This is a genomic window from Streptomyces corallincola (assembly GCF_019104725.1).
GTDB classification, from domain to species: domain Bacteria; phylum Actinomycetota; class Actinomycetes; order Streptomycetales; family Streptomycetaceae; genus Streptomyces; species Streptomyces corallincola.
Genome location: NZ_JAHRXF010000011.1, coordinates 122756 through 146265 on the forward strand (window position 1 = coordinate 122756; position 23510 = coordinate 146265).

General features: G+C 69.0%; 19 protein-coding genes, 1 tRNA gene and 1 pseudogene. 11 read left to right on the forward strand and 10 right to left on the reverse strand.

Annotated elements, in window-relative coordinates; translation table 11 throughout:
- Positions 1 to 27 precede the first annotated feature (27 nt).
- The 9 genes from KUM39_RS10735 to rpmH form a co-directional block, all read right to left on the reverse strand.
- Positions 28 to 648, reverse strand: coding sequence for a GNAT family N-acetyltransferase (locus KUM39_RS10735; RefSeq protein ID WP_217785249.1), 621 nt, complete (start codon positions 646 to 648; stop codon positions 28 to 30).
- A gap of 196 nt (positions 649 to 844) precedes the next feature.
- Positions 845 to 1936, reverse strand: a complete 1092-nt coding sequence (locus KUM39_RS10740) for a ParB/RepB/Spo0J family partition protein (RefSeq protein WP_217785250.1) — start codon at positions 1934 to 1936, stop codon at positions 845 to 847.
- The gene (locus KUM39_RS10745) at positions 1933 to 3006 is read right to left on the reverse strand and encodes a ParA family protein (RefSeq protein WP_217785251.1); all 1074 of its coding nucleotides are present in this window, start codon (positions 3004 to 3006) and stop codon (positions 1933 to 1935) included. Before KUM39_RS10745 ends, KUM39_RS10740 begins: the two co-directional genes overlap by 4 nt.
- Positions 3007 to 3342: 336 nt before the next feature.
- The gene (rsmG, locus tag KUM39_RS10750) at positions 3343 to 4059 is read right to left on the reverse strand and encodes a 16S rRNA (guanine(527)-N(7))-methyltransferase RsmG (RefSeq protein WP_217785252.1); all 717 of its coding nucleotides are present in this window, start codon (positions 4057 to 4059) and stop codon (positions 3343 to 3345) included.
- A gap of 117 nt (positions 4060 to 4176) precedes the next feature.
- Entirely contained in the window at positions 4177 to 4686 is a 510-nt protein-coding gene (locus tag KUM39_RS10755; protein WP_217785253.1) for a Jag family protein, read from the reverse strand.
- A gap of 15 nt (positions 4687 to 4701) precedes the next feature.
- Positions 4702 to 6021, reverse strand: a complete 1320-nt coding sequence (gene yidC / locus KUM39_RS10760) for a membrane protein insertase YidC (protein ID WP_217785254.1) — start codon at positions 6019 to 6021, stop codon at positions 4702 to 4704.
- Between the two features lie 3 nt (positions 6022 to 6024).
- Positions 6025 to 6390, reverse strand: coding sequence for a membrane protein insertion efficiency factor YidD (yidD, locus tag KUM39_RS10765; protein WP_217785255.1), 366 nt, complete (start codon positions 6388 to 6390; stop codon positions 6025 to 6027).
- Entirely contained in the window at positions 6387 to 6758 is a 372-nt protein-coding gene (gene rnpA, locus KUM39_RS10770) for a ribonuclease P protein component (protein ID WP_217785256.1), read from the reverse strand. Before rnpA ends, yidD begins: the two co-directional genes overlap by 4 nt.
- A gap of 21 nt (positions 6759 to 6779) precedes the next feature.
- Positions 6780 to 6917 carry a 50S ribosomal protein L34 gene (rpmH, locus tag KUM39_RS10775; RefSeq protein ID WP_006348049.1) on the reverse strand — a complete coding sequence of 46 codons (138 nt, stop codon included), beginning with the start codon at positions 6915 to 6917 and terminating at the stop codon, positions 6780 to 6782.
- A 398-nt stretch (positions 6918 to 7315) separates the two neighbouring features.
- Here rpmH and dnaA point away from each other — a divergent pair, with 398 nt between their 5' ends.
- From dnaA to KUM39_RS10830, 11 genes and pseudogenes are all read left to right on the forward strand, one after another.
- Positions 7316 to 9295, forward strand: coding sequence for a chromosomal replication initiator protein DnaA (dnaA, locus tag KUM39_RS10780; protein ID WP_217785257.1), 1980 nt, complete (start codon positions 7316 to 7318; stop codon positions 9293 to 9295).
- 1062 nt (positions 9296 to 10357) lie between these two features.
- Complete coding sequence (gene dnaN, locus KUM39_RS10785; RefSeq protein ID WP_217785258.1) at positions 10358 to 11488, forward strand: DNA polymerase III subunit beta; 1131 nt, start codon at positions 10358 to 10360, stop codon at positions 11486 to 11488.
- 198 nt (positions 11489 to 11686) lie between these two features.
- Entirely contained in the window at positions 11687 to 12562 is an 876-nt protein-coding gene (gene gnd / locus KUM39_RS10790; RefSeq protein ID WP_217785259.1) for a phosphogluconate dehydrogenase (NAD(+)-dependent, decarboxylating), read from the forward strand.
- Between the two features lie 51 nt (positions 12563 to 12613).
- Positions 12614 to 13735, forward strand: a complete 1122-nt coding sequence (gene recF / locus KUM39_RS10795) for a DNA replication/repair protein RecF (RefSeq protein ID WP_217785260.1) — start codon at positions 12614 to 12616, stop codon at positions 13733 to 13735.
- The gene (locus KUM39_RS10800) at positions 13732 to 14343 is read left to right on the forward strand and encodes a DciA family protein (RefSeq protein ID WP_217785261.1); all 612 of its coding nucleotides are present in this window, start codon (positions 13732 to 13734) and stop codon (positions 14341 to 14343) included. The genes recF and KUM39_RS10800 overlap by 4 nt, the downstream gene beginning before the upstream one ends.
- 363 nt (positions 14344 to 14706) lie before the next feature.
- Positions 14707 to 16776, forward strand: a complete 2070-nt coding sequence (gene gyrB / locus KUM39_RS10805; protein WP_217785262.1) for a DNA topoisomerase (ATP-hydrolyzing) subunit B — start codon at positions 14707 to 14709, stop codon at positions 16774 to 16776.
- Positions 16777 to 16819: 43 nt separating this feature from the next.
- A complete protein-coding gene (gene gyrA / locus KUM39_RS10810; RefSeq protein ID WP_217785263.1) occupies positions 16820 to 19414 on the forward strand; it encodes a DNA gyrase subunit A in 2595 nt (864 codons plus the stop codon).
- 18 nt (positions 19415 to 19432) lie between these two features.
- Positions 19433 to 20143 (forward strand): DUF3566 domain-containing protein, encoded by a 711-nt coding sequence (locus KUM39_RS10815; RefSeq protein ID WP_217785264.1) that lies wholly within the window; start codon positions 19433 to 19435, stop codon positions 20141 to 20143.
- Between the two features lie 121 nt (positions 20144 to 20264).
- Positions 20265 to 20338: transfer RNA gene (locus KUM39_RS10820), tRNA-Ile, on the forward strand.
- Between the two features lie 145 nt (positions 20339 to 20483).
- Positions 20484 to 20898, forward strand: a pseudogene (locus tag KUM39_RS10825) (UTRA domain-containing protein); the annotation flags it as partial.
- Positions 20895 to 21560 (forward strand): YdcF family protein, encoded by a 666-nt coding sequence (locus tag KUM39_RS10830; protein WP_217785265.1) that lies wholly within the window; start codon positions 20895 to 20897, stop codon positions 21558 to 21560. The pseudogene KUM39_RS10825 and the gene KUM39_RS10830, both read left to right, overlap by 4 nt.
- Positions 21561 to 22929: 1369 nt before the next feature.
- Here the strand turns inward: KUM39_RS10830 and KUM39_RS10835 are convergent.
- Positions 22930 to 23334 (reverse strand): hypothetical protein, encoded by a 405-nt coding sequence (locus tag KUM39_RS10835; RefSeq protein WP_217785266.1) that lies wholly within the window; start codon positions 23332 to 23334, stop codon positions 22930 to 22932.
- Between the last annotated feature and the right edge of the window lie 176 nt (positions 23335 to 23510).

The following is a 23510-nucleotide window of genomic DNA, read 5'->3' on the forward strand; positions in this document are numbered from 1 at the left end:
CCAGAAGCCTAGACCGGTCCCAGAAGCCTAGAGCGGTCTCAGTGCTGGTTCCTTCTGTACCGCCCCCAGCAGCCGGTCCAAGGCGTGCTCCACGTCTTGCTTCCAGGACAGGGTGGAGCGCAGCTCCAGCCGCAGCCGGGGATGCGTGGGGTGCGGCCGGACCGTCTTGAAGCCCACGGCCAGCAGATGATCGACGGGGAGCAGACAGCCGCCCGGTGCCTTGGTGCGTGCGTCGCCGAACGCCTCGATCGCCTTGAAGCCCCGGCGCAGCAGATCCTTGGCGACGGCCTGGACCAGGACCCGCCCGAGTCCCTGTCCCTGGTAGCCCGGCACGATCAGTGACGTCATGAGCTGGACGGCGTCCGAGGCGACCGGGCTGGTGGGGAAGGCCGTGGAGCGCGGGACATAGGCGGGCGGGGCGTAGAGCACGAACCCCACCGGTACGTCGTCCACGTAGGCCACCCGGCCGCACGAGCCCCAGTCCAGCAGCACGGCGGAGATCCAGGACTCCTTCTCCGCCGCGGCTCTGTCCGCGTTGACCGCGGCCTCACCACGGACGGGGTCCAACTCCCAGAAGACGCACGAGCGGCAGGGCTGGGGAAGATCCTCAAGGTTGTCCAGCGTGAGTGGTACGAGCCGACGCCCCATGAAGGCTGTTCCTCGCTTCCTTCGGCCGACGCGTCGCGTGCGGCTCTTTCAGAGATCTGCCCGGTGGATGCGCCATGCCTGTCGGCATCGTAACCACGAAGCCGAGGGGGAGACACCGCCGAAATGCAAAGAGCGGACCGCGTTCCGGCTGTACCGGATGCGGTCCGCTCCCCTGCGAACAGTCGGGCGCCGAGGATCAGTCCTCCTGCTCCACGGTGTCACCGTCGTGCAGGGTCCGCTGCAACACCGGGCCCTCGCCCGGCGCGAGCGAACCGAGGATGCGCTCAAGGTCTTCCATCGAGGCGAACTCGACGGTGATCTTGCCCTTCTTCTGGCCCAGATCGACCTTCACCCGCGTCTCGAAGCGGTCGGAGAGACGCGTGGCCAGATCGGTCAGCGCCGGGGAGACCCGGCCACCGGCGCGGGGGCCCTTGGCACGCTGGGCCGCCTGCGGGCGCGAGCCCATCAGCGTGACGATCTCCTCGACGGCCCGCACGGACAGCCCCTCGGCCACGATCCGGTGGGCCAGCCGGTCCTGCTCCTCCGAGTCCTCCACGGAGAGCAGCGCACGGGCGTGCCCGGCGGAGAGCACCCCGGCGGCGACCCGGCGCTGCACGGCCGGGGACAGCTTCAGCAGACGCAGCGTGTTGGAGACCTGCGGACGCGAACGCCCGATGCGGTCCGCCAACTGGTCGTGCGTGCAGTTGAAGTCCTTCAGCAACTGGTCGTAGGCGGCGGCCTCTTCCAGCGGGTTCAGCTGAGCCCGGTGCAGGTTCTCCAGCAGGGCGTCGAGAAGCAGCTTCTCGTCGTCGGTGGCCCGCACGATCGCCGGGATGGCGTCCAGACCGGCTTCCCGGCAGGCACGCCAGCGGCGCTCACCCATGATCAGCTCGTAGTGGCCCGAGTCGATCTGCCGGACGACGACCGGCTGGAGGAGGCCCACCTCCTTGATGGAGGTGACCAGTTCCTGTAGCGCGTCCTCGTCGAACACATCACGCGGCTGACGCGGGTTCGGGGTGATGGAGTCGATCGGCAGCTCGGCGAAGTGGGCGCCCAGTGGGGGCGCCGGAGTCTCCGCCGAGGATGCCGTCGGCTCCTCTGTTTCACGTGAAACCTTCGGCAGGGTCGCCACCTTCGCGGCGGCCACGCCACGATCAGCGCTCAACGCCGGTACCGGGGCGGGGGACACGGAGGTCCCGTGTCCCAGAGTCGCCGGGTCCTTCTCCGTCGGGGCAGCGGGGATCAGTGCGCCGAGTCCACGGCCCAGACCCCTCCGTCGCTCGCTCACTGCATGCCCTCCACCATGTTCGGGTCGTTCTGAGTGCCGATGTGCGCCTGGGTCGCGTCGTAGCTGATACCGACGCCCCGGAGCGCGAGTTCGCGGGCCGCCTCCAGATAGGAGAGCGCGCCGCTGGAACCAGGATCGTAGGTGAGCACCGTCTGGCCGTAGCTCGGAGCCTCGGAGATGCGGACGGAGCGGGGGATGCTCGTCCGCAGCACCTCCTCACCGAAGTGTGTGCGCACCTCTTCCGCGACCTGGGAAGCGAGGCGCGTCCGGCCGTCGTACATGGTGAGCAGGATCGTCGAGACGTGCAGGGTGGGGTTGAGATGACCGCGTACCAGATCGACGTTCCGCAGCAGCTGCCCCAGGCCCTCCAGCGCGTAGTACTCGCACTGGATCGGGATGAGGACTTCCTGACCCGCGACGAGTGCGTTCACGGTGAGGAGGCCGAGGGAGGGCGGGCAGTCGATGAGGACGTAGTCCAGCGGCTGCTCGTACGCCTGGATCGCACGCTCCAGGCGGCTTTCGCGGGCCACCAGCGACACCAGCTCGATCTCGGCACCGGCGAGGTCGATGGTGGCCGGAGCGCAGAAGAGCCCTTCCACATCCGCGACCGGCTGGACCACGTCCGACAGCGGCCTGCTGTCCACCAGGACGTCATAGATCGAGGGGACTTCGGCGTGGTGGTCGATTCCCAGCGCCGTGGACGCGTTGCCCTGAGGGTCGAGATCGACGACGAGGACGCGGCTGCCGTGCAGAGCCAGCGAAGCGGCGAGGTTGACGGTCGTCGTGGTCTTGCCGACGCCGCCCTTCTGGTTGGCGACCACGATGATGCGGGTCTGCTCGGGTCGCGGCAGGCCCTCGCCCGCGCGTCCCAGAGCGTCCACCGCCAGCTGGGCAGCGCGACCGATGGGGGTGTCGTCCATCGGAGGCGGTGTTTCACGTGAAACATCCGCCCCCAACGACTCGGTACGGGGACCGGGGACCGGATCGGTCATCGGTCCCGCGATGTTGGCGTCGGACCGCAAGGCTTCACTCTCCTCGACTTCAGGCTCGCAATGAACAGAGCCTCCCATGCGTTCGGGGTCGTGAACCAGTGAGGCCTTACGTTCTGTGGAGAAGTCCACCTCTGTGGACAACTTCGCTGCCCTCCCGAGTGATCCGAGGGGCTTTCGATCGCGGGGTTCGGCCGCGACCCGGCCTCTACCGATGATGCCGTGCAGCAGTGAGCGACGTTTCACGTGAAACACGATGCACAGCGACGGCGGCCGGGCTCCCGCGACACTCCGTCTGCGTAGGCATGGCAGCTTGGGTGGAGTACGCCCGCCGGTCGCAGCCGATCAGCCCAACTGATCAGTCACACCGGACGATCCCGGATCGCGCTCCGACCGGTACCGGGACCCTCGCAGCCGTCAGCGACGGCGTCGGGCGCGGCCCGCCCGAGCCGCCTTTGCACGCTTCGCGGCGAAGCGGACGCCACCCGGGCTCTCCCCGACCTCCACCCGGACGACTGTGGACAGCGGGTCCACCACGCCCTCGCCGACGTGCAGAACAGAGGTGGACTCGGCACCGAGTCTGCTGAGCGCGGTGGCCGCGGCCGTCAGCTCCTCCTCGGCCGTGTCGCCCTTCAGGGCCAGCATCTCCCCGTAGGGACGCAGCAGCGGGATGCCCCAGGCGGCCAGCCGGTCGAGCGGTGCCACGGCGCGGGCCGTCACCACATGGACGGGCGGCAACTGCCCGAGCATCTCCTCGGCGCGGCCCCGCACCACGGTGACGTGCTTCAGGCCCAGCAGCTCGACGACCTCCGTGAGGAAGGTGGTCCGGCGCAGCAGCGGCTCCAGCAGCGTGATGTTCAGGTCCTCGCGGACCAGCGCCAGCGGGATGCCCGGCAGCCCGGCGCCGGAACCGACGTCGCACACCGTGACGCCCTCCGGGACCGCCTCGGAGAGCACGGCGCAGTTCAGCAGGTGCCGCTCCCACAGGCGGGGCACCTCGCGCGGGCCGATCAGTCCGCGCTGCACGCCCGCCTCGGCGAGCAGTTCCGCATAGCGGACCGCGTCGTCGAAGCGCTCACCGAACACTTCCCGCGCCTGCTCGGGCGCGGGGGGAAGCTCCGCTGCCTCCGTCACGGGGACCGTCCTTCCGTACCGCTCGGCGCTTCACGCGCCGGCCACCAGAACTACCAGGCTGACAAAGTTCGGCCCCGCCTGGCGCAGCAGACGGGGCCGGTGGAACGAGGGTGCCGATCAGGCGGGCAGGACGACGACGAAGCGCTGCGGCTCCTCGCCCTCGGACTCGCTGCGGAGTCCGGCCGCCTTGACCGCGTCGTGCACGACCTTGCGCTCGAACGGGGTCATCGGCTTCAGCTTGACCGGTTCGCCCGTGCTCTTGACGTCGGCCGCGGCCTGGACGCCCAGCTCGGACAGCTCGGTGCGCTTCTGGGCCCGGTAGCCCGCCACGTCCAGCATCAGCCGACTGCGGTCACCGGTCTCGCGGTGCACCGCGAGGCGCGTCAGCTCCTGGAGCGCCTCCAGTACCTCGCCGTCGCGGCCGACCAGCTTCTGCAGGTCGCGGTCGGAGTCACTGATGATCGACACGGAGGCGCGGTCGGCCTCGACATCCATGTCGATGTCGCCGTCGAGGTCGGCGATGTCGAGCAGACCCTCCAGGTAGTCCGCCGCGATCTCGCCCTCCTGCTCCAGGCGGGTCAGGGTGTCTGCACCCTCGGCAGCGGCGGAGGTGGTGCCTTCCGTCACGGGATGGGCTCCTTCTTACTTCTTGGACGGGGACTTGGGCCGCTGTGGGCCGCCCTTGCGCTGCCCGGACTGGGCCTTGCTGCGCGAACCGGCACCGGACTTCCGCGACTGCTGCGGGGTGGCAGCGGCGGCGGGCTGTGCGTCCTGCGGTTCGTCGGACTTCTCCAACGACGTGGTGGCCTTCTCCAGCGACGTGCCGGCCGACGGCGAGCTGTCGTGATCGTCGTCGTCCAGCTGCTTCGCGTTGGACGCCTGGCGCTGGGACTTGCTCTGGCGCTTGGGCTGCTGACGACGGGCGGCGGCCGTGATGGGCGTACCGTCCTCGGTCTGCGCGGTGGCCAGGCTGTCGCTCTTCTCCACGGTGCCGTCGGCCTGCGCGGCGAGACCGGCCTTGGTGAGGCCGTTGATGAACTTCCGCTCGAACTCGTTGCGGTCCCGGCCCTTGGCGACGATCGCCTTGATGATCGTCTTCTCGCTGCGGCGGCCGACCTTGCCGTGCGTGGTGACGTGCTTGGTCAGGCGCTCCAGGTAGGCGGCCTGGGCCTTGGAGCCCGGAGTCGGGTTGTTGTGGATCACGTACATCTGCTGGCCCATCGTCCACACGTTGGTGGTCAGCCAGTAGATGAGGACACCGACGGGGAAGTTGATGCCGAAGACGGCGAACATGATGGGGAAGACGTACATCAGCATCTTCTGCTGCTGCATGAACGGGGTCTTCACCGTCGTATCGACGTTCTTCGTCATCAGCTGGCGCTGCGTGTAGAACTGCGACGCCGACATCATGATGATCATCACGATGGTGACCACGCGCACGTCCGTGACGGACGCGCCCAGGGCCGTGATGGTGTCCGAGCCGTCCTTGAACTTCGCGGCGAGCGGCGCGCCGAAGATGTGCGCCTTACGGGCGCTCTCCAGCAGCGAGTTGTTGATGACGCCGATCGTCGTGCCGGACGCGATGCCGTTGAGCACGTGGTAGAGGGCGAAGAAGAACGGGGACTGCGCCAGGATGGGAAGGCACGAGGAGAGCGGGTTGGTGCCCGACTCCTTGTACAGCTTCATCATCTCTTCGGACTGACGCTGCTTGTCGTTCTTGTAGCGCTCCTGGATCTTCTTCATCTCGGGCTGCAGGGTCTGCATGGCCCGGGTCGCCTTGATCTGCTTCACGAACAGCGGGATCAGGCAGATGCGGATCAGGATCACCAGGGACACGATGGACAGGCCCCAGGCCCACCCGGTGTCCGGGCCGAAAATGGCGCCGTACACCGTGTGGAACTGGACGATGACCCAGGAGACCGGTGTCGTGATGAAGCTGAAGAGGCTGGCAATCGTGTCCACTAATCATGCTCCTTGGGCATGGGACGGGGTCTCTGCGGCCGGGCCCGGGGGAAGCTCGGAAGGCGGCTTCTCCTCGGTGCCCGGTGCGGCGGCGGAGGTCCCGCCCTTGCGTGCGCTCCAGGCGGCGCGCAGCAGTTCGTGCCATCGGGGGCGCTTGCGCGGCGGGACGTGGTCCACACCGCCGAGCGACCACGGATTGCACCGGAGGATGCGCCAGGCGGTGAGTGCCGTGCCCTTGAGCGCACCGTGCCGGTCGATGGCCGTATAGCCGTAATGGGAGCACGACGGGTAGTACTTGCAGACCGGCCCCAGCAGTGGACTGATCGTCCACTGGTACAGCTTGATCAGAGCCAGCAGCGGGTACTTCATCGCGTGCCCCCTCCCAGGAGCCGCTCCAATGCGGTGTCTAGGTCTCGGGCCAGTTGTGCGTGGTCAGCGTCACCCGATCCGGGCAGCGCGCGTACGACTACCAGGCTACCGGGCGGGAACAGACCGACTCGGTCACGCATCAGATGGCGGAGTCTGCGCTTCACGGCGTTGCGGACGACCGCTCCACCCACGGCCTTGCTCACGACGAAACCCGCACGCGTCGGGGGAGCGCTCTCCCCAGGCGCGTGCGGGTCCGTGGCACCGCTTCGTAGGTGGACGACGAGGGTCGGACGGCCTGCCCGGCGTCCTCGCCGTACCGCGGTTGCGAAGTCCTCGCGCCGCCTCAGCCGGTTCTCGGTGGGCAGCACGACGTCACAACCTGATCGGAATCAGGCGGACAGGCTTGCGCGACCCTTGCTGCGGCGGGACGCGAGGATCGCGCGGCCGGCACGGGTGCGCATCCGCAGCCGGAAGCCGTGGGTCTTCGCGCGACGACGGTTGTTCGGCTGGAAGGTGCGCTTGCTCACTAGGGGGCTCCAGAAAAATCGGTGGGTGGCGGGGTGCCGTCCTGGCTGTCACCGTGCGCCCACGAAAAGCTCGCGTCACGCCCGTGTGCACCGCTTCCCGATCACCCGAAGTGATCTGTGCCCATCGGAGGCAGGCGGCAGCAGCCATCGACAACTCGACCTGGTTACGGTACGCGCGGCTACGCCATCCGGTCAAACCGGTGCGCGCCGGGGGACACTGTCCACAGGCTGGGGACAACGACTTGAACCGTACCCGCCGCGCTGACTACCGTGGCTGAACTCCGATTCGTTCCCTTATCACCGCACGGCCGGGACCGCACCCGTCCGTGGACCCGAGCCCGACCCCCATTTCCGTCCCCGGACCACACGTTCGTGGGACCAGCGAGAGAGCGTGCCCTGTGGCTGACGTACCTGCCGATCTTGCCGCAGTGTGGCCGCGGGTGCTCGAACAGCTCCTGGGCGAGAACCGCGGGCAGGGGGTCGAGGTCAAGGACGAGCACTGGATCAGGCGCTGCCAGCCGCTCGCGCTGGTCGCGGACACCGCGCTGCTCGCCGTACCCAACGAGTTCGCCAAGGGCGTCCTGGAGGGACGGCTCGCGCCGGTCGTGAGCGAGACGCTGAGCCGCGAGTGCGGGCGGCCGATCCGGATCGCCATCACCGTGGACGAGTCGGCGGGCGAACCCCCGGCGCACCAGCAGTCCACCGGCTCGGCACCGGCGCCCGCCGAGCAGCCCGGCCAGGGCGGGCCGCAGTCCCGCTACGACGAACCGGACACGCCCGCCCACCCCTACGAGGGGTACGGCCGCCACCGCGCCGCCGACTCCGAACGGCCCCCGCGCGGCGACCAGTCGCCGACCGCCCGCCCCGCCTACCCGTCGGAGTACCAGCGGCCCGAGCCCGGTGCCTGGCCGCGTCCCGGACAGGACGAGTACGGCTGGCAGCAGCCGCGCCTCGGCTTCCCCGACCGCGACCCCTACGCCTCCCCGGCCCCGGACCCCTACGGGTCCCCCGGCCAGGACTCCTACGGCACGCCCTCCCACGACTACCGCCAGCAGGGCGCCGACCGCTCCCCGTACGAGCAGCAGCGCGCGGAGTACGACGCCCCGCGCCGCGACTACGGCCGGGGCGACTACGACCGCGGCGACTACGAGCGGCCGGAGCGCGGCGACTACGAGGTCCCGCGCGCCGAGTACGACCAGCGCGACCCGGTCCGCCGCGAGCTGCCCGAGCCCCCCGGCGGTCCGGGGCACCGGGGCGGACACGGACGTCCCGACCTGCCCCCGCCCGGCGGCGCCCCCGGCGCGTCGGCCGCGAAGCCCGCGCCGGGGAACGGTCCGGGTGAGCCGACCGCGCGGCTGAACCCGAAGTACCTCTTCGACACGTTCGTCATCGGCGCCTCGAACCGCTTCGCGCACGCGGCGGCGGTGGCCGTCGCCGAGGCACCGGCGAAGGCATACAACCCCCTTTTCATCTACGGGGAGTCGGGGCTCGGCAAGACGCACCTGCTGCACGCGATCGGGCACTACGCGCGCAGCCTCTATCCGGGCACCCGCGTGCGGTACGTCAGCTCGGAGGAGTTCACCAACGAGTTCATCAACTCGATCCGCGACGGCAAGGGCGACAGCTTCCGCAAGCGGTACCGCGAGATGGACATCCTGCTCGTGGACGACATCCAGTTCCTCGCGGACAAGGAGTCCACGCAGGAGGAGTTCTTCCACACCTTCAACACGCTGCACAACGCGAACAAGCAGATCGTGCTCTCCAGCGACCGGCCGCCCAAGCAGCTCGTCACACTGGAGGACCGGCTGCGCAACCGCTTCGAGTGGGGCCTGATCACCGACGTCCAGCCGCCCGAGCTGGAGACGCGGATCGCGATCCTGCGCAAAAAGGCGGTGCAGGAGCAGCTCAACGCCCCGCCGGAGGTGCTGGAGTTCATCGCCTCCCGGATCTCACGGAACATCCGTGAGCTGGAGGGGGCGCTGATCCGGGTGACGGCGTTCGCCTCGCTCAACCGGCAGCCGGTGGACCTGGGCCTGACCGAGATCGTCCTCAAGGACCTGATCCCCGGCGGTGAGGACTCCGCGCCGGAGATCACCGCGTCCGCGATCATGGCGGCCACCGCGGACTACTTCGGGCTGACCGTCGAGGACCTGTGCGGGACCTCGCGCGGGCGCGCGCTGGTGACGGCCCGGCAGATCGCCATGTATCTGTGCCGCGAGCTGACGGACCTGTCGCTGCCCAAGATCGGCGCGCAGTTCGGCGGCCGGGACCACACGACGGTGATGCACGCCGACCGCAAGATCCGCGCGCTGATGGCGGAGCGACGCTCCATCTACAACCAGGTGACGGAGCTGACGAACCGCATCAAGAACGGCTGAGCCAGCACCGCACCGCTCTTGCGGGGCGCTTCCGGAAACCTCCGGAGGCGCCCTTTTCCGTTCCCGCGGCCCCGGACCCCCGAGGCACCCACCCCACGGCGCCCCGCAGAACTCCAGGGCGCCCACAGCCCCCACGCGGAACCCACAGCCCTCACGCGGAGCCCATAGCCCCCACGCCGAGCCTCCGTCCAGCGCCCGGCCGGACCTCAACACCACCCCAACACCACCCCGCCGCCACCCGGCGGCAACCCCACCGCACCCCCGCCACCCTGCGCACGGCGACTTCCGCGCGCCCCCCGCTGTTCGATTAACTGCCTGGTTACGGCCTCTCTCCACAGATTCGCCGACTTTTTCGCGTCCACACCCTGGGGACCGCGAAGTTGTCCCAAGCTCTGTCCACAGGTGGACCGCCGATCCCGCGTCCGCGCAGCTCATGTGCCTGTGGATTCGTGGACAACGGTTCTCCACAGACTGTGGACAAAGCCGTGATCCACAGGCTGTGCACAAAGTTATCCACCGACTACCCACAGGCTGGGGCCGGTTGTCCCCAGCGATCTCCAGCTTCTCCACATCACTGTCCACTGTTCGGCAACCCGGCGGGCCGGATCACCGCGTCGAGTGAAAGCCGTCACACGAAGCTGCCGGGAGGGGCTGTGGGAAACCCGGCGAAACCTGGGGACGGATCTGGGGACAAGTGGCCCCTGCCTGTGGGCGGGGTGTGCAGAACTTTCGGTTCTCCACAGCGGGCCCTGGTTATCCACGGGCTCCACCCACAGGGGCGGTGGATAAAATTTGGGGTCTGACCTGCGAAAACGAGGTTATCCACGGTATCCACAGCCCCTACTACTACTAGCAACTAGAGAGAGCTGAGAATCCGTTTCGAAGTGGGGGCTGTGCACAACTCGGCCTCTCGGCGCCGACCGCGCCCCGGACCGACTTGACCCCGAGGGGCACCTACTGTCAGTGGGGTGCGTCAGACTGGTCCCCGGTGTCCTTCCCTCCTCAGTGGGCGGTGACACCGAGTCGGAGGACTCAGTAGCAACAAGCAGGAGGCGGCTTACGGTGAAGATCCGGGTGGAACGCGACGTACTCGCGGAGGCGGTGGCATGGGCGGCCCGCAGTCTCCCGGCCCGTCCGCCGGCGCCTGTCCTCGCCGGCCTGCTGCTGAAGGCCGAGGACGGCCAGCTCAGCCTGTCGAGCTTCGACTACGAGGTCTCCGCGCGGGTCGGTGTCGAGGCCGAGGTCGAGGAGGACGGCACGGTCCTGGTCTCCGGCCGCCTGCTCGCCGACATCTGCCGCGCCCTGCCCAACCGGCCGGTCGAGATCTCCACGGACGGTGTCCGGGCGACCGTGGTCTGCGGCTCCTCCCGCTTCACCCTCCACACCCTGCCGGTGGAGGAGTACCCGACGCTGCCGCAGATGCCGAACGCGACCGGCACCGTCCCCGGTGAGGTCTTCGCCTCCGCCGTCTCCCAGGTGGCCATCGCCGCCGGGCGGGACGACACGCTGCCCGTGCTCACCGGTGTGCGCATCGAGATCGAGGGCGACACCGTCACCCTGGCCTCCACCGACCGCTACCGCTTCGCGGTCCGCGAGTTCCTGTGGAAGCCGGAGAACCCGGACGTCTCCGCCGTCGCGCTGGTGCCCGCCAAGACGCTTCAGGACACCGCCAAGGCGCTCACCAGCGGCGACAGCGTGATCCTGGCGCTCTCCGGCTCGGGTGCCGGTGAGGGCCTGATCGGCTTCGAGGGCGCGGGCCGCCGTACGACGACCCGGCTGCTCGAAGGCGACCTGCCGAAGTACCGCACGCTCTTCCCGACCGAGTTCAACTCCGTCGCCGTGATCGAGACCGCCCCCTTCGTGGAGGCCGTCAAGCGCGTCGCCCTGGTCGCCGAGCGGAACACCCCGGTGCGGCTGAGCTTCGAGCAGGGCGTGCTGATCCTGGAGGCCGGTTCCAGCGACGACGCACAGGCTGTGGAGCGGGTGGACGCGCAGCTGGAGGGCGACGACATCTCGATCGCCTTCAACCCGACGTTCCTGCTGGACGGTCTGAGTGCCATCGACTCGCCCGTCGCCCAGCTGTCGTTCACCACGTCCACCAAGCCCGCGCTGCTCAGCGGCAAACCGGCGCTCGACGCCGAGGCGGACGACGCGTACAAGTACCTGATCATGCCGGTGCGCCTCAGCGGCTGAGCCGGGCCGGGCGATCCGCGGCGGACCGGAGTCCGTCCACAGGGCGGTGGAGAAGTCCACCGTCCTGTGGACGGAAATCGCAGGTGAGGGGCCACGTTTGAGCGCGGAACCCCACGGCTGTGCGGGCATGTCCCCGTCTAGGCTCGGGGCGGCACCACGGTGCCTGTCACGCCACAGCGACCTTAAGGAACACCACTGATGGAGCTCGGTCTCGTCGGCCTCGGCAAGATGGGCGGCAACATGCGCGAGCGCATCCGCCGCGCGGGCCACACCGTCCTCGGCTACGACCGCGACGCGGATCTCGCCGACGTCCACAGCCTCGACGAGATGGTGGGCAAGCTCAGCTCCCCGCGCGTCGTCTGGGTGATGGTCCCGGCCGGTGAGCCCACCCAGACCACCATCGACGAGCTGGCCGAGCTGCTGGAGCCCGGCGACGTCGTCGTGGACGGCGGCAACTCCCGCTGGACGGACGACGAGAAGCACGCCGAGCAGCTCGCCGCCAAGGGCATAGGTTTCGTGGACTGCGGTGTCTCCGGCGGCGTCTGGGGCCTCACCAACGGGTACGCGCTGATGTACGGCGGCGACGCCGAGCACGTCGAGCGGGTCCGCCCGGTGTTCGACGCGCTGAAGCCCGAGGGCGACCTCGGCTCGGTGCACGCGGGCAAGGTGGGTGCCGGGCACTTCGCCAAGATGGTCCACAACGGCATCGAGTACGCCATGATGCAGGCGTACGCCGAGGGCTGGGAGCTGCTGGAGAAGGTCAACTCCGTGGACAACGTCCGCGAGGTCTTCCGCTCCTGGCAGGACGGCACCGTCATCCGCTCCTGGCTGCTCGACCTCGCCGTCAACGCCCTGGACGACGACGAGCACCTCGACGGGCTGCGCGGCTTCGCCCAGGACTCGGGTGAGGGACGCTGGACGGTGGAGGCGGCCATCGACAACGCCGTGCCGCTGCCCGCCATCACCGCCTCGCTCTTCGCGCGGTTCGCCTCGCGCCAGGACGACTCGCCGCAGATGAAGATGATCGCCGCGCTGCGCAACCAGTTCGGCGGCCACGCGGTGGAGAAGAAGTAACCCACCGGGTCGCGCAGCGATCCACCACGCCGGGGGAGGTCGGCCCACACCATGCACGTCACGCACCTGTCGCTGGCCGACTTCCGCTCGTACGCCCGGAGCGAGGTCCCGCTCGATCCGGGCGTCACCGCCTTCGTCGGCCCCAACGGGCAGGGCAAGACCAACCTGGTGGAAGCCGTCGGCTACCTCGCCACCCTGGGCAGCCACCGGGTCTCCTCCGACGCCCCCCTGGTCCGGCTGGGCGCCGAACGCGCCGTCATCCGGGCCCAGGTCCGCCAGGGCGACCGGCAGCAGCTGGTCGAGCTTGAGCTGAACCCCGGCAAGGCCAACCGCGCCCGGATCAACCGGTCCTCGCAGGTCAGGCCGCGTGACGTGCTCGGCATCGTCCGCACCGTGCTGTTCGCGCCCGAGGACCTCGCGCTGATCAAGGGCGACCCCGGAGAGCGCCGCCGCTTCCTGGACGAGCTGATCACCGCCCGCTCCCCGCGCATGGCGGGTGTCCGCTCCGACTACGACCGGGTGCTCAAGCAGCGCAACACCCTGCTGAAGACCGCCGCCCTCGCCCGCAGGCACGGCGGACGCACCCTGGACCTCTCGACGCTCGACGTGTGGGACCAGCACCTCGCCCGGGTCGGTGCCGAACTCCTCGCCCAGCGCCTCGATCTGATCAGCACACTCCAGCCGCTCGCCGACAAGGCGTATGAACAGCTCGCGCCCGGCGGCGGCCCGGTCGCGCTGGAGTACAAACCGTCCGCGCCCGGCGACGGCCACACCCGCGAGGAGCTGTACGACCAGCTCATGGCCGCGCTCGCCGAGGCGCGCAAGCAGGAGATCGAGCGGGGCGTCACCCTGGCCGGCCCGCACCGCGACGACCTCCTCCTCAAGCTCGGCCGCCTCCCCGCCAAGGGCTACGCCTCGCACGGCGAGTCCTGGTCTTACGCGCTGGCGCTGCGCCTCGCCTCGTACGACCTGCTGCGCACCGAGGGGAACGAACCCGTGCTGATCCTGGACGACGTGTTCGCCGAGCTGGACGCCCGCCGCCGTGAGCGGCTCGCGGAACTCGTGGTGCCCGGTGAGCAGGTGCTGGTGACGGCGGCCGTGGACGACGACGTACCCCCTGTGCTGGCCGGGACGCGGTACGCGGTCTCCGAGGGGACGGTGGAGCGGGTATGAGCGACGCGACCCCGCTGCCCGGCAGCCCGTCCGGCCGACCCGACGGCACCCTCCCCGGACCGTCCGGCGCCCCCGAGGGCGCCGCCGCGGGACAGCCCCGTACCCCGCAGCCCACCGGCGTGGACCTGGCGCGCGTGGCGCTCCGGGCGGCGCGCGAACAGGCCCGCGCGCGGGGGGAGCAGGCGCGCGAGCGCAAGCAGGCGCGGCGCGGCGGCGGTCTGCGCTCCGGCGCGCGCGCCGACGGACGCGACCCCATGCCGCTCGGCTCGGCCATCCACCGGTTGATCGACGAGCGCGGCTGGGAGACCCCGGCGGCGGTCGGCGGTGTGATGGGCCGCTGGCCGCAGATCGTCGGCGAGGCGATCGCCCTGCACTGCACGCCGGAGCGGTTCGACGAGGAGGCGCGGGAGCTGACCGTCCGCTGCGACTCCACCACCTGGGCCACGGAGATGCGGCTGCGCGCGCCGCAGCTGGTCGCGCGGATCAACCAGGATCTCGGGCACGGTTCGATCCACCGGATCAAGGTCACCGGACCCGGCGGACCGGCCCGCCGCTTCGGCCCGCTGCGGGCCCCGGGGAGCACCGGCCCCGGCGATACGTACGGGTGACGTAACTCACGTGAAGGGGCGGGCGGGTGTGTCAGCCGTGCCCGTGCCCACCCCTGCGGAGAGGCCGCCGGGGGCCCTGTGACCCGCGCGTAGCCAAGGGTTGACGGCCCGAAGCGCTGAGTGGCGCTGTGAGGCTCTCGGAGCCCCCTTCCGCATATCGGGACCCGGCGAGGTGCGGTTGAGGGCGGCACATGGGGACTCAGGTGCCCGCAAACCCCCATCACTGTCGGCGCTACCGGTAGACTGGAAGACAATCCCGCCCCGATCGTGGGGACCGTCCGGGAAACGCTGAGCAACGCTGATCAAGGCTTACCAACGCGACATGCCGCAGCCGCTCCGGCCAACCGCCGAGAAGCCCGGCTCGTGCTGTGCCAGAAAGGGCGCTTCGTGGCCGATTCCGGCAACCCCAACGAGAACATCCCGTCCACCGACGAGGGCGCGCCCACCGGGGCAGCGGCCTCGGCGTCGTACGACGCCAGCGCCATCACCGTGCTGGAAGGGCTGGACGCGGTCCGCAAGCGCCCCGGCATGTACATCGGTTCCACGGGCGAGCGTGGCCTGCACCATCTGGTGCAGGAGGTCGTGGACAACTCCGTGGACGAGGCCCTGGCGGGCTACGCGGACACCATCGACGTGACGATCCTCCCGGACGGGGGCGTGCGCGTAGTGGACAACGGGCGTGGCATCCCGGTCGGCATCGTCCCCTCCGAGGGCAAGCCGGCCGTCGAGGTCGTCCTCACCGTGCTGCACGCGGGCGGCAAGTTCGGCGGCGGCGGGTACGCCGTCTCCGGCGGTCTGCACGGCGTCGGCGTCTCCGTGGTGAACGCGCTGTCCACCAAGGTCGCCGTCGAGGTCCGCACCGACGGCCACCGCTGGACGCAGGACTACAAGATGGGCGTGCCGACCGCCCCGCTCGCCCAGCACGAGGCGATCGAGGAGACCGGCACCTCGGTCACGTTCTGGGCCGACCCGGAGATCTTCGAGACCACCGAGTACTCCTTCGAGACGCTGTCCCGGCGTTTCCAGGAGATGGCGTTCCTCAACAAGGGCCTGACGATCAAGCTCACCGACGAGCGCGAGCAGGCGAAGGCGGTCACCGGGGCGGACGAGGCGGGCGCCGACGTCAAGGCCGAGGTCAAGACGGTGACGTACCACTACGAGGGCGGCATCGTCGATTTCGTGAAGTACCTGAACTCCCGCAAGGGAGAGCTGGTGCACCCCTCCATCATCGACCTGGAGGCGGAGGACAAGGAGAAGGCCCTCTCCCTCGAAGTCGCCATGCAGTGGAACGGCGGCTACAGCGAGGGTGTGTACTCCTTCGCCAACATCATCCACACCCACGAGGGCGGCACCCACGAGGAGGGCTTCCGCTCCGCGCTGACGTCGCTGATCAACAAGTACGCGCGCGACAAGAAGCTGCTCCGGGAGAAGGACGACAATCTCACCGGTGACGACATCCGCGAGGGTCTGACCGCGATCATCTCGGTCAAGCTCAGCGAGCCGCAGTTCGAGGGCCAGACCAAGACCAAGCTCGGCAACACCGAGGCGAAGACCTTCGTGCAGAAGGTCGTCTACGAGCACCTCGCGGACTGGCTGGACCGCAACCCGATCGAGGCCGCGGACATCATCCGCAAGGGCATCCAGGCGGCCACCGCGCGTGTCGCGGCCCGCAAGGCGCGCGACCTGACCCGCCGCAAGGGCCTGCTGGAGTCGGCGTCGCTGCCGGGCAAGCTGTCCGACTGCCAGTCGAACGACCCGATCAAGTGCGAGATCTTCATCGTCGAGGGCGACTCCGCCGGCGGCTCGGCCAAGTCCGGCCGGAACCCGGAGTACCAGGCGATCCTCCCGATCCGCGGCAAGATCCTCAACGTGGAGAAGGCGCGGATCGACAAGATCCTGCAGAACCAGGAGATCCAGGCGCTGATCTCGGCCTTCGGCACCGGTGTGCACGAGGACTTCGACATCGAGAAGCTGCGCTATCACAAGATCATCCTGATGGCGGACGCCGACGTGGACGGCCAGCACATCAACACCCTGCTGCTGACCTTCCTGTTCCGCTTCATGCGTCCGCTGGTCGAGGCCGGGCACGTGTTCCTGTCCCGCCCGCCGCTCTACAAGATCAAGTGGGGCCGGGACGACACCGAGTACGCGTACTCCGACCGCGAGCGCGACGCGCTGATCGAGATGGGCCGCCAGCGCGGCAAGCGCATCCGCGAGGACTCCATCCAGCGCTTCAAGGGCCTCGGCGAGATGAACGCCGAGGAACTGCGCGTCACCACGATGGACCAGGAGCACCGGGTGCTCGGCCAGGTCACCCTGGACGACGCCGCCCAGGCCGACGACCTGTTCTCGGTCCTGATGGGCGAGGACGTCGAGGCACGCCGTCAGTTCATCCAGCGCAACGCCAAGGACGTCCGGTTCCTCGACATCTGAGTCGGTCCCAGGCTGACCGCACCAGGAAGGATCTTCACCAGCAATGGCCGACGAGAACACCCCTGTCACCCCCGAAGAGGGCGGCGACATCGTGATGCGCATCGAGCCCGTCGGGCTCGAGACCGAGATGCAGCGCTCGTATCTCGACTACGCGATGTCCGTCATCGTCTCCCGCGCCCTGCCCGACGTCCGGGACGGTCTCAAGCCCGTCCACCGCCGGGTGCTCTACGCGATGTACGACGGCGGTTACCGCCCCGAGCGCGGTTTCTACAAGTGCGCCCGCGTCGTCGGCGACGTCATGGGCAACTACCACCCGCACGGCGACTCCTCCATCTACGACGCCCTGGTGCGTCTCGCGCAGCCGTGGTCCATGCGGATGCCGCTGGTGGACTCCAACGGCAACTTCGGTTCGCCGGGCAACGACCCGGCGGCGGCCATGCGCTACACCGAGTGCAAGATGGCGCCGCTGTCGATGGAGATGGTCCGCGACATCGACGAGGAGACCGTCGATTTCACGGACAACTACGACGGCCGCTCCCAGGAGCCGACCGTCCTGCCGTCCCGCTTCCCGAACCTGCTGATCAACGGCTCGGCCGGTATCGCGGTCGGTATGGCGACCAACATCCCGCCGCACAACCTGCGCGAGGTCGCGGCCGGTGCCCAGTGGTCGCTGGAGAACCCCGAGGCCACGCACGAGGAGCTGCTGGACGCGCTCATCGAGCGGATCAAGGGCCCGGACTTCCCGACCGGCGCCCTGGTGGTGGGCCGCAAGGGCATCGAGGAGGCGTACCGCACCGGGCGCGGCTCCATCACGATGCGCGCGGTGGTCGAGGTCGAGGAGATCCAGAACCGCCAGTGCCTGGTCGTCACCGAGCTGCCGTACCAGGTGAACCCGGACAACCTGGCGCAGAAGATCGCCGACCTCGTCAAGGACGGCAAGGTCGGCGGCATCGCCGACGTGCGTGACGAGACGTCCTCGCGGACCGGCCAGCGCCTGGTCATCGTCCTGAAGCGGGACGCGGTCGCCAAGGTCGTGCTGAACAACCTGTACAAGCACACCGACCTGCAGACCAACTTCGGCGCCAACATGCTCGCCCTGGTGGACGGCGTGCCGCGCACGCTCTCGCTGGACGCGTTCATCCGGCACTGGGTCACGCACCAGATCGAGGTCGTCGTACGCCGTACGCGCTTCCGGCTGCGCAAGGCCGAGGAGCGGGCGCACATCCTGCGCGGTCTGCTGAAGGCGCTGGACGCTATCGACGAGGTCATCGCGCTGATCCGGCGCAGCGACACCGTCGAGATCGCGCGCGGCGGCCTGATGCAGTTGCTGGAGATCGACGAGATCCAGGCCAACGCGATCCTGGAGATGCAGCTCCGTCGGCTCGCGGCCCTGGAGCGGCAGAAGATCGTCCAGGAGCACGACGAACTCCAGGCGAAGATCCGGGAGTACAACGAGATCCTGGCCTCCCCGGTCCGGCAGCGCGGCATCGTCAGCGAGGAGCTGGCGGCGATCGTCGAGAAGTACGGCGACGACCGCAAGACCATGCTGGTGCCCTACGACGGCGACATGTCCATCGAGGACCTGATCGCCGAGGAGGACATCGTCGTCACCGTCTCGCGCGGCGGCTACGTCAAGCGCACCAAGGCGGACGACTACCGGGCGCAGAAGCGCGGCGGCAAGGGGGTGCGGGGCACCAAGCTGAAGGAGGACGACATCGTCGATCACTTCTTCGTCTCCACCACCCACCACTGGCTGCTGTTCTTCACCAACAAGGGCCGCGTCTACCGCGCCAAGGCGTACGAGCTGCCCGACGCGGGCCGGGACGCGCGCGGCCAGCACGTGGCGAACCTGCTCGCCTTCCAGCCGGACGAGTCGATCGCCGAGATCCTCGCCATCCGCGACTACGAGGCGGTGCCGTACCTGGTCCTGGCGACCAAGGCCGGTCTGGTCAAGAAGACGCCTCTGAAGGATTACGATTCACCCCGCTCCGGCGGTGTGATCGCGATCAACCTGCGCGAGCGGGAGGACGGCACCGACGACGAGCTGATCGGCGCGGAACTGGTCTCGGCCGACGACGATCTGCTGCTGATCAGCAAGAAGGCCCAGTCCATCCGGTTCACCGCCTCGGACGACACGCTGCGTCCGATGGGCCGCGCGACCTCCGGTGTGAAGGGCATGAGCTTCCGGGAGGCGGACGAGCTTCTCTCGATGAATGTCGTGCGACCCGGTACGTTCGTGTTCACCGCGACGGACGGCGGGTACGCGAAGCGGACTCCCGTGGACGAGTACCGCGTCCAGGGCCGCGGTGGTCTCGGCATCAAGGCGGCCAAGATCGTCGAGGACCGCGGATCGCTCGTCGGGGCGCTGGTGGTCGAGGAGACGGACGAGATCCTCGCCATCACCCTGTCCGGCGGTGTGATTCGCACGCGAGTCAGCGGGGTCAGGGAGACGGGCCGTGACACGATGGGCGTCCAACTGATCAACCTGGGCAAGCGTGATGCCGTCGTGGGCATCGCACGCAACGCCGAAGCGGGACGCGAGGCGGAGGAAGTTGACGGCGACGTGGCCGTGGACGAGTCCGCCGAGGGTGCCGTGACCACCGGCACGGACGAGGGTGAGGCGCCCTCGGCCGAGTAGCACGAGGAGAGAGTCATCGTGAGCGGAGCCACGGGCGCCGGATCGGCCGGTACCTCCACGGGTACGGAGACGGGCGGCGGCCGTGGCTCCGCCGCGAGCGACCCGCGTACGACCAGCCCGAAGCCGGTGCGACCGGCGTTGGCGGACGCGGTGTCCGCCAAGACGACCGGAACCCAGGGGGGAACCGTGACGGACACCCGCGACTCGCAGGCCGCCGAGGGGCAGCCGGCGTCCCCGTTGCCCGGTGAGCGGCGCCCCGAGCAGCCGTCGGGCCCCTACCGGCCCCCGCAGGCGTACCCGGCGCAGGCGTCCACCGGGGGCGTACGCCGCCCGCGCACCGGCGCCCGCACCGCGCCCCGCACCCGCAAGGCGCGGCTGCGGGTCGCCAAGGCCGACCCCTGGTCGGTGATGAAGGTCAGCTTCCTGCTCTCCATCGCCCTCGGCATCTGCACGATCGTCGCGGCGGCGGTGCTGTGGATGGTCATGGACGCGATGGGTGTCTTCTCCACCGTGGGCGGCACCATCTCGGAGGCCACCGGCTCCAACGAGGCCAACGGCTTCGACCTCCAGGCCTTCCTCTCCCTCCCCCACGTCCTCACCTTCACCGCGATCATCGCCGTCATCGACGTCGTCCTCGCCACCGCCCTCGCCACCCTCGGCGCCTTCATCTACAACCTCTCCGCGGGCTTCGTCGGCGGCGTCGAACTGACCCTGGCGGAGGACGAGTGACCAGCCCCCCGAGCTGACCGGCCACCCCGCCGCCCGCCCCCGGGAACCGATTTTGGGACTGCCCCTCTCGTGCGCTAATCTTCAGGAGTCAGCGCGCGGGACACACCCCGCAGAGCGCGGCGGGGCTATAGCTCAGTTGGTTAGAGCGCATCCCTGATAAGGATGAGGCCACAGGTTCAAATCCTGTTAGCCCCACAGTGGCGTAACGCCTGGTCGGATGGCCGGTAGATCATGACGATCTACCGGCCATTCGCGTTTGTGAGCCCTGCTCCCCCGTAACGTGTTCTGCCCGACCGCCGGATGGCCGTCGTCGAGTGGCGGCGGGTCGAAGGCCCGGACCCGGGCTGACAAGGCCAAGTGGCGCGACGATGACGAGCATCGCGGACTGCGTGGCGTCCGGCCGGGGATACCGCTGCAACGAGCAGACGCAGACGGTCTCCCGCGTCGAGGCGAGTCCGACGGTTGCGGCGGGGCTCGGTGTTGAGGAAGGCGTCGAGGTGTACGTGCTGGCGCGGCTGGTAAAGGAGGGCGAGCAGCCCACCCACACGCTGACCGGGGCGGCGGCCGTGTCGGACGAAGCGAAGCTTTTGCAACTCCCCTCGGGGGAACCCGTGGTCGAGTTGCACCGGACCACCTGCACGGCCTCTGGCACAGTGGTGGAGTTCGCCATCGGAGTGCACGCCGCCTCGCGCTTCGCGTGGGAGTACGACTTCAAGGTGCCGGACTCGGCCAGGGACGGGGAAGCGCGGAAGTGATCTCAGCACAGGACTGGGCCGACACGCGGTGCCTCTGGGACTACCACCAGATGGGGCACGATGCGCTGCCCTGTTCAGTCGCGGTCGGCTTGGGAAGCCATGACCTGGGGGTGGCCGACACCGCCGTTGATCTCTACCGGCGGGGCATGGCGCCCCTGCTCGTCTTCACCGGAGCCACCAGCCCCACGACGCGCGAGCGCATGCCCCGGGGCGAGGCCGTGCACTACCGCGAGCGGTCACTGGAACTCGGCGTGCCCAGCTCCGCGGTCCTCGTCGAGCCGCGCGCCCGCAACACGGGTGAGAACATCCGCTTCTCCCGGGCGCTGCTCGAAGAGGCGGGAGTGGACGTGGCATCCATCCTCCTGATCAGCAAGCCGTACGAGGAGAGGCGGGCGTACGCCACGGCACGCACACTCTGGCCTGAAGTGGAGATCATCAGCGCGTCCACTCCGATGACGCTGGAGGACTACATCGACTCCATCGGCGACGCGCGCTTGGTGATCGACATGCTGGTTGGAGCACTTCAGCGGCTTCTGATCTACCCGGAACAGGGCTTCATGATCAGCCAGCACGTACCCGACGACGTTCTCCAGGCGTATGACCGCCTGCGCCAACGAGGTTTCACCAGCCGACTCCTCCGGAGCGACGCGACCTCTTCGTGACCCCCGAAGTTCCTCTGCACCCAAGTCGCATGGGGCCAGTTGTTACAGCTTTCTCTACCTCATCAAGCCCCGGCTGCACCCCGCTCCGCCGGGCGTGAGGTGATCACCTCAGGGCGGCCCCCGGTCAAGGCGATGCCTCCGGCGGGGGATCGGCCGACACCGGGGGCGAGGGGGGCACCGCTGCCGAGCGCGGGTTCGTAGGGGTGCGTGGGGCGATGGCGGACGGGATGGGAGCTGGGGAGGGTAGTAGGCGAGATGGCTTTCACCGCAGGTCGCAGCGCTAGACATCGGTGCGCAACGCCTGTCTGGCAGTCTCCTGAAACACTCTGATCTGGGCCCTTTTGGCGTCGGCTGCCGCTCTGAACCGGGCTTGCTGATCTCCATGTACGGAACCAGTCCTAATAGAGTCGCGTGCCCACTCGGTGCAAATGAGATGCCAGGCTCTCATAGCATCGTGTAGTGACTCGGCTTTGGCTGCGACGCTGGTCGGGCCCATCATGCACACGCGCGACGCCGTAGCACTAAGGTCCACCCAGCCTTGGTGAATCTCGATCAGGCAGTCCCGCCAGGCATCGGATGAGGTCCCAGGTGCCGTCAGCTCGTCAAAGAGCTTCCACAACATGCCATTGAGTGCGCGTACTGTCGATATGTAGGCGGTGTAAGCCTCGATACGAGCATCGTGCACCCGCCTTGATCGCTCTTCTAGGAGCTGTTCACGCTGGTGTCGTCTCTGACCGTTGATCGATATCCATCCACCGCCCAGACCGCCGAGAGCCCCGACAATGGCTCCACAAATTCCCACCACAGATGCGTCCATAAGCGATTTATGAGCTACTTCGGCTACTCATAATCTCGAGGACGCCGATCGGTAGCGGCACTGCAGGAAGAGTGGACCTGGTGGATCTGTCAAGCCTACCGATGGCCGCTGGCACCAACGACTGACACCAACACCTGCGGCCACCGAAGGTCGCCGCTGCGCTACCACAGACGGTCTGCCGAGGACCATCTCCGGTTGATCGACGTCCCAACGCCCTCTGATCGACCTGATAGGGATGAGGCCACAGGTTCAAATCCTGTTAGCCCCACACTGGCGTAACGCCTGTTCGGATGGCCGTCGTTGAGTGGCGGCGGGGCGAAGGCCCCGGCCGGGGTGACGCGGGGCTGGGCCTTGTGGGGGGAGCCGTCAGCGCTTGGGCGGGATCAGGAAACCCCGTGCGGGCTTCGGCTGTGGGTCACGCGAGTCGGGCTGCCGCGCCCGCTTCCACGCGGCAACCAGCTGGGCGTACCTCGGGTCGGTCCATTCGGACATGGGCACCTCCGGGGCTCAGGCTACGGGAGGCTGGGGGTTCGGCATCGGTGGAGACGGCCTTCAGGCTGCCACGTCCACCTGTTCCAAGGCCCACGGCAGCTGATCGGCCAGTACAGCCCACTCAAGGATCGCTCCGGTCGAGGCGACCACGCGCACGATGGCTGCCCGGGGGCTCACCGACCAGATTTCCCGGCCCTTGGGCTGTCTTGGAGCCGTTGAATCGACTTCTGTGATGCGGACCACGATCCCGCCCATCGTGATACGTCCGGGCGCCAGCTCCGCAGTGCTGTGCGTCCAACGGTCCGACGCCCAAGGGTGACTGCCGGACAGGATGCGGAGGCCGCACACGACCTTTCCCTGCTTGGCCAGTCGTTCGCCCCGCCGCCTGACGATGCGGCCGCCTGCCAGTCCTCCCAGCACGCCTCCCAGCACGCCTCCCAGCACATTCCCGAACAGGCCCAGCATGTGGCCTCCTCGGCATCGGAACACAGTGCAGCGCAGGTTGCCCGGGCCCCGGGCGTGGTCTCTGTGGGTTGGAGCGGCGGGGCGCGGTGGCCGTTCGGGGGGACGGGCGAAACCCGACCGCTGGTGACGGGGGATGCACCAGCGGTCGGGTCGGAAGGGCGGCGGGTAGGGGAAGA